At 64.2% G+C, this 6,558-nt stretch carries 3 protein-coding genes; all 3 read left to right on the top strand.

The window, feature by feature from the left end:
• Nucleotides 1–133 precede the first annotated feature (133 nt).
• A complete protein-coding gene (gene smc / locus ACESMD_RS02605) occupies nucleotides 134–3,628 on the top strand; it encodes a chromosome segregation protein SMC (RefSeq protein WP_372610074.1) in 3,495 nt (1,164 codons plus the stop codon).
• Between the two features lie 226 nt (nucleotides 3,629–3,854).
• Nucleotides 3,855–5,483: a cell division protein ZipA C-terminal FtsZ-binding domain-containing protein gene (locus tag ACESMD_RS02600; RefSeq protein ID WP_372610072.1), complete on the top strand. Its 1,629-nt coding sequence runs from the start codon at nucleotides 3,855–3,857 to the stop codon at nucleotides 5,481–5,483.
• 110 nt (nucleotides 5,484–5,593) lie between these two features.
• Nucleotides 5,594–6,558: NAD-dependent DNA ligase LigA (gene ligA / locus ACESMD_RS02595; RefSeq protein WP_372610070.1), on the top strand; the 965-nt coding region annotated here is incomplete at its 3' end.

Below are 6,558 nucleotides of genomic sequence, written 5' to 3'. Positions count from 1 at the left end.
GTGCGCGTCTCCCGAAGTGGTGAGGCCACGCCCCAGCCCGGCGACCTGTTCGGCACCCTCGAGGGGGTGACGGTAGGGGACACCGACGGTGATCCCGTCGAGGTGGTGATCGACCGGGTCGTCGAGTAAGCCGATGCGTCTTAAGTCGATTCGCCTGGCGGGCTTCAAGTCCTTCGTCGACCCGGTCACGGTGCCCTTCGACGGCAACATGACCGCCATCGTGGGTCCCAATGGCTGTGGCAAGTCCAATGTCATCGACGCTGTGCGCTGGGTCATGGGTGAATCCTCCGCCAAGACCCTGCGCGGGGAGTCCATGACCGATGTCATTTTCAACGGTTCTACCGGGCGAAAGCCGGTGGGCCAGGCCTCCATCGAGCTGCTGTTCGACAACCGCGACGGGAGCATGGGGGGTGTCTATGCCCAATACGCCGAGATCGCCGTCAGGCGCCTGGTGACGCGTGACGGCCAGTCGACCTACTTCTTCAACGGCCAGAAGTGTCGCCGCCGCGACATTGCCGATCTCTTCCTGGGTACCGGCCTCGGCCCGCGCTCCTACGCCATCATCGGACAGGGCATGATCTCGCGGCTGATCGAGGCACGCCCCGAGGATCTGCGTGCCACCCTCGAGGAGGCCGCTGGCATCTCCAAGTACAAGGAGCGCCGCCGCGAGACTGAAAACCGCATGCGGCACACCCGCGAGAACATGGAGCGTCTCGATGACATCCGCGAGGAGCTCGACAAGCAGCTCGAGCGATTGCAACGCCAGGCCGAGGCCGCTCGCCGCTATCAGTCGCTCAAGCAGGAGGAGTACCGGCTGAAGGGAGAGCTGGCGCTACTGCGCGGTCGCGCCCTCAGGGCCAGCCAGGAGGAGGAGGCCCACCGGGTCCGCGAACTGGAAACCGCCGTGGAGCGTGAGGTGCTGGGCATGCGCCAGGCCGAGAACCGCCTGGAGAAGGCCCGTGCCGACCATGATCGCCTGTCCCGGGATCTCGATGAACGCCAGTCGCGGTTCTTCGAGACCACTACCCGCATCGCCCGACTGGAGCAGGATCTGGAACATGGTCGTTCCCGTGATGCCCAGCTGGCCAGTGACCTCGATGCCACCCGCCGCGAGTTGGCGGACCTCGACCAGTTGGGAGAGGACGACCGAGCGCGCCTGGCGGATCTCGATGCCCGCCTCGAGAGGCTGACCCCTGAACGAGAGGATCTCGCCGAGCAGTTGGCCGAGCTCGAGGCTGCCCTCGAAGAGGCCGAGCCGCGGGCCGAGGAGGCCGAGGCCGAGTGGGAGATCTTCAACGAGCAATGGCGTGAGGCCCGCCGTGATGCCGAACGCAGCCAGGACGGGCTCCGCGAGCTCGAGGCGCAACTGGAGCGTATCGAGGACGATGAGCGAAGACGTCGCCGGCAGCACGAGGAACTGCCCGATATCGCCCTGCTTACCGAGCAGGGCGGTGAACTGGCCGAGAGGCTGGTGGAGGCCGACCTCCAGCGGGAAGCAATAGAGGCGCGTCGGGAATCCCTGCGCTCGCAACGAGATTCTGCCAGGGCACGGGCCCGCGACATCGAACAGGCCCGCGAGGCCGACCGCCAGCGTCGCAGTACCCTGCAGGGCGAGCTGGCCTCGCTGGAGGCCTTGATCCGGGCGGCGCTGACCGATCATGACGAGGCCCTGGAGGCCCACCTGACCGAGCATGGACTGGCCGAGTCTCCGCGACTGGGGGAGCGGCTCGAGGTCGATCCCGGCTGGGAGGAGGTAACGTCCTGGGTGCTGTTGCCCTGGCTGAAGGCTCGCCTGGTGTCTCTCCCCTCGGGGCGTGCGGCTCTTGAGGCATATCCCTCGGCGGAGCTCAATCTGCTCGAATCCGCGGATGTACCGGCTCCGGACGATAGCCTGGCTGCTCGAGTGCGTGGGGCGGGAGCCGCGGGAGGATGGCTGGCGGGAATTCGCTGTGTCGACTCGCGCGAGGCCGCCTGGGGCGCACAACGGACCCTGGCCCCTGGCGAGAGCTTGATCACCGCCGATGGCCTCTGGCTGGGCGCCGGCTGGGTGCGTCACCAGGGTCGTGGCGACGGCACCGATGCCCTGCTGGTCAGCCGCCGGCGCCAGGCCGAAGTTCGTGAGGTCCTGGATACCCTGGAGGCTCGGCTGGCCGACCATGAAGAGCGCCTGGTCGAAGCCGTGGAGACGGTTAACCGGGGAGAGACAGAGCTGGAGCACTTTAGGACTCAGGAGCGACAGCTCGACGAGCAGCGCCAGCAATTGGCCGTTCAGCAAAGCGGGTTGCACAGTCGGCTGGAGCACCTCGAGGCAAGGGCTGTCGAGCTCGCCGAGGAGCTGGCCACGCTTGCCGAGTCGCGCGAGGAAGCACTTCTCGCGATCGAGGCATCACGGGATCGCTGGCAGGCGGCCATGGCGCGTCTCGACCAGGATGCCGAACGCCGTGAACATCTCGACCGCGCCCGGCAGCAGGCCAGGGAAAGCCTCGCCTCGTTACGCAGCCGCCAGCATCCCCTGGCCGGGAAGGCCCAGGCACTCGCCCTCGAACATCAGCGATTGACCACGGAACGAGCCGGTCTGGCCGAGCAGCAGGGGCGTGCCGGGGAGACCCGCGAGCGGCTCGAGGGACGCCTGGTCGAGCTCGAGGAGGCCCGTGAGCACCTGCGGGAGCCACAAGAGGAACGTCGGAAGCAGCTGGAGGAACTCCTCGATCTTCGCGAGAGGGAGGAGCGGTTGCTCAACGAGGTGCGTGCCAGGGCAGCGGAACGGGTTGAGGGGCTCCGTGAGGACGAGCAGGCCCGCCAGGGACATGAGCGAAACCTCGAGGGGTTTCGCGAGCGGCTTCAGGCGTCTCGCCTTCAGGCTCAGGCCCTGTCCCTCAAGGCCGAGACTCAGGACGAACAGCTTCGTGAACTGGGTCATGATCCGGTGGCATTGTCCGAGACGCTGGATCCGAATGCCACCGAGTCTGCCTGTCAGACCCGTCTGGAGGGGCTCGGAGAGCGCATCCGCCGGCTCGGCGCCATCAATCTGGCCGCCATCGAGGAGTTCGACCAGCAGGCCGAGCGTCGTGATTACCTGGAGGCCCAGCACGCCGAGCTCAGCGAGGCCCTCGAGACCCTCGACCGTGCCATCCGCCGAATCGATCAGGAAACACGGACGCGATTTCGCGACACTTTCGAGCGAGTCGATGCCGGTCTGCAGTCTCTTTTTCCACGGGTCTTCGGTGGCGGAACCGCATGGTTGACACTCACCGGCGATGATTTGCTGGAGACGGGAGTGACCATCATGGCACGCCCTCCGGGGAAGAAGAACAGCACCATTCATCTCCTTTCCGGTGGGGAAAAGGCACTGACTGCCTTGTCGCTGGTATTCGCCATCTTTCAGCTCAATCCAGCGCCCTTCTGCATGCTCGATGAAGTGGATGCGCCACTCGATGATGCCAATGTCGGGCGCTATGCACGACTGGTGAAGGAGATGTCGGAGACCGTTCAGTTCATCTATATCACCCATAACAAGATTGCCATGGAAGCCTCCGAACGACTCATGGGGGTGACGATGCAGGAGCCGGGTGTCTCGCGTCTGGTGGCCGTGGGTGTCGAGGAGGCCGCGGCCCTGGCGGAGACATGATAGGCTTGATTGCGGGCCCTAAAAGAGGTACCAAGGGTCGTGAGATTCGTTGCATTGCATGGAAGCACGGAGATGATGGAAGGGCGATTGCACAGGGCACCGTCGACTTCGGAAGAAAATCGCTGAGCTTGACAATTAAAAAAAGTGGCCCTTTTTTTGGCAATCGCGCTATGCTGTTCACGAACATCCATCAGGCATGGCGCCTTAGCAAAAGGCATGACGACCCATGGAACTAAGAGAGTGGCTTATCATTCTGGGGTTGGCGCTGGTGACACTCATCGTCATCGATGGGTTCCGTCGGCTTCAGCGCCAGCGTGGAGTCCCACGTCTAGATCAGGTGGGCATTGATGCCCGAGACGCTCAAGACAAGAGCCGTCTTGATCCTGAGATTGATCCAGAAGAGGCGGCCCGCCAGGCCGAGATAAACTGGGAACTGCCCAATGGCGGAGCTCGAGTCGTCAGTCCTGCCGACTTCAGTAGTCTGCAGGCCAAGCCCAAGCTGGAGCGCCAGGAACATCCCGGGCCCTCTCGAGTATTGTCGGCATGGAAGGCGTCTACCCAGCCGGAAGGCCCGGCGGTGGGAGAGGGTGTCGGACAGAATATCCGAGCCCACTCGAAGGCGGCTAAATCTCGGGATGCCGCCTCGACGTCGTCACTGTCCGCGAAGCAGGATGCCGACAGGCCCTCTCTCCGTCCCGCTTCCTCTGATCAGGTGGAAGACCGAGATACACCGAACCGCCCCTCACCTGTTACCGCCCAGCCTTCTGTTACCGCCCAGGCTTCCGATGTCCAGGCGGATCCCGCGCCTGAACGTCGAGAACCTCGCCTGTCGACACTGGACGACACGACGACCGCCGCCGATCCCGATCCCTTGAGGCCATCCGAGCCTCTGGTCGCCGATCCGGGTGACCATGATGACTTCCAGGACGAGGACCGCTACCGCCTGGTGGATTTCGACGGCATGGGGAATTCACTCAAGAGTGGCTCTCGGCGTGTCGGGGATTCCGTCCAGCGTTTCGGTGCCTCCCTGCAGAAGACCCTGGCCGAGCGACGCGACAACAAGCGTCTGAAGAAGCAACGTCGAGATCAGGAAAAGGCCGAAAAGGCGGTCAAGGCATCAGCGCAGCGCCAGCGTGATGACAGCGAGAAGGCGAGCCGTGAGGCCGACAGGCGTCGCCTCGAGGCCGAGGCCCAGACCCAGTCGCGCCATGCCGATAGGGTCGACACCACGTTCAGTCATAACGACAGCCTCGACGACGCCAGGTTTGACGACCTGGACGCGGAGATGGCAACGCAGGATGCCTCCCCGGCGGATCATTCCCAGAATGACGTGGTCCGAGCTCACCCGGTTCTCGAGAAGGCGCTGCGCCATGACGTCAGTGCCGAGCATGCACGCCATGCGCTGAGTCACTCGGAAGAGATCATCGTGATAAGTATCATGTCCCGCGAAGAGGAAGGCTTCTCGGGTGCGGTCCTGCTCGATCTGATGCTGGCCTGTGGGCTGCGTTACAGCCGTGACATGGGCATCTTCCACCGTTTCGAGACCGAGGATCCCGAGAGTCGGCTGCAGTTCTCCATGGTCAACGCCCTCAAGCCGGGCATCTTCCCCATCGAGGCCATGGATGACTTCTTCACGCCTGGCGTGACGCTGTTGATGCCACTGCCCGGTGCCAGTGATACCGCGGCTGCCTTCGAGGCCATGGTCGAGACGGCCATGGTCGTCGTGCGCAATCTGGGTGGCGAATTGAAGGACGAGAACCTCAGCGTGATGACCGCCCAGACCGTGGAATTCGCTCGCCAGCGCGTTCAGGAGTTTGAGCGACGTAATCGTCTCAACCGCTATCAGGTGAATTAGCGCCGAGCGGCTAGCCGAAAGCCAACAACCCCCGATGGTCTCCCTTCGGGGGTTGTTGCTTTGGTAAGCTAGGAGCCTGTCGGATTTAACGTAACCAGACCAGGGACGCCATGACCCAAGCCGACCCGCAGATCCTCGACGATGTGGCGCGCCTGCGTGCCGAGCTCGACGATGCCAACTACCGCTATTATGTGCTCGATGAGCCGAAGCTCACCGATGCCGACTACGATCGCCGTCTGCGTCGCCTCCAGCAGCTGGAGGACGCGCATCCCGAACTGGTGACGCCCGACTCACCCACCCAGCGGGTGGGTGCCGCGCCGGATGCCGGCTTTCCCGAGGTGCAGCATGCCGTGCCCATGCTGTCTCTGGACAACGCCTTCAGCGAAGAAGAGATCAAGGCCTTCGTCAGGCGCATTGCCGATCGTCTCGAGAGCCATGGACAGCCGCTGGCCTTCTGCTGCGAACCCAAGCTCGATGGCGCTGCCGTCTCACTGGTCTACGAGCAAGGTGTACTGGTCAGCGGTGCCACCCGCGGCGACGGCCGCACGGGCGAGGGCATTATCTCCAACCTGCGTACCCTGCGCTCCATCCCGCTCAGGCTTCGCGATGACAAGCCGCCGGACCTGCTGGAGGTGCGTGGCGAGGTGATCATGAACCATGAGGGTTTCGAGGCATTGAATCAGCGCGCCCGGGGAGAGAATGGCAAGGTCTTCGCCAATCCCCGCAATGCCGCCGCCGGCAGCCTGCGCCAGCTCGACCCCAAGGTCACTGCCACACGACCGCTGGAATTCAGTGCCTACCAGGTAGCGCGCATCGAGCCGGCTACTGGCGATGCCAGTCACAGCCGGCTGATGGCGCGTCTCGGCGACCTGGGCTTTCGCACCAGTCAGGCGCTGGCCGTGGTCGAGGGCGCCGAGGGGGTGATCGACTACTGCCGTCGGCTCGGCGAGAAACGCGATGGACTCGGCTACGACATCGATGGGGTGGTGATCAAGGTCGACGACCTGCGCCTGCAACGTGAGCTGGGTTTCGTCGCCCGCGCTCCCCGCTGGGCCATCGCCTTCAAGTTTCCCGC

It is taken from the genome of Halomonas sp. (assembly GCF_041689495.1).
Classification (GTDB): domain Bacteria; phylum Pseudomonadota; class Gammaproteobacteria; order Pseudomonadales; family Halomonadaceae; genus Halomonas.
Note: the sequence above shows the minus strand (reverse complement) of the source record. Positions and strands in the feature narration are given on the sequence as shown.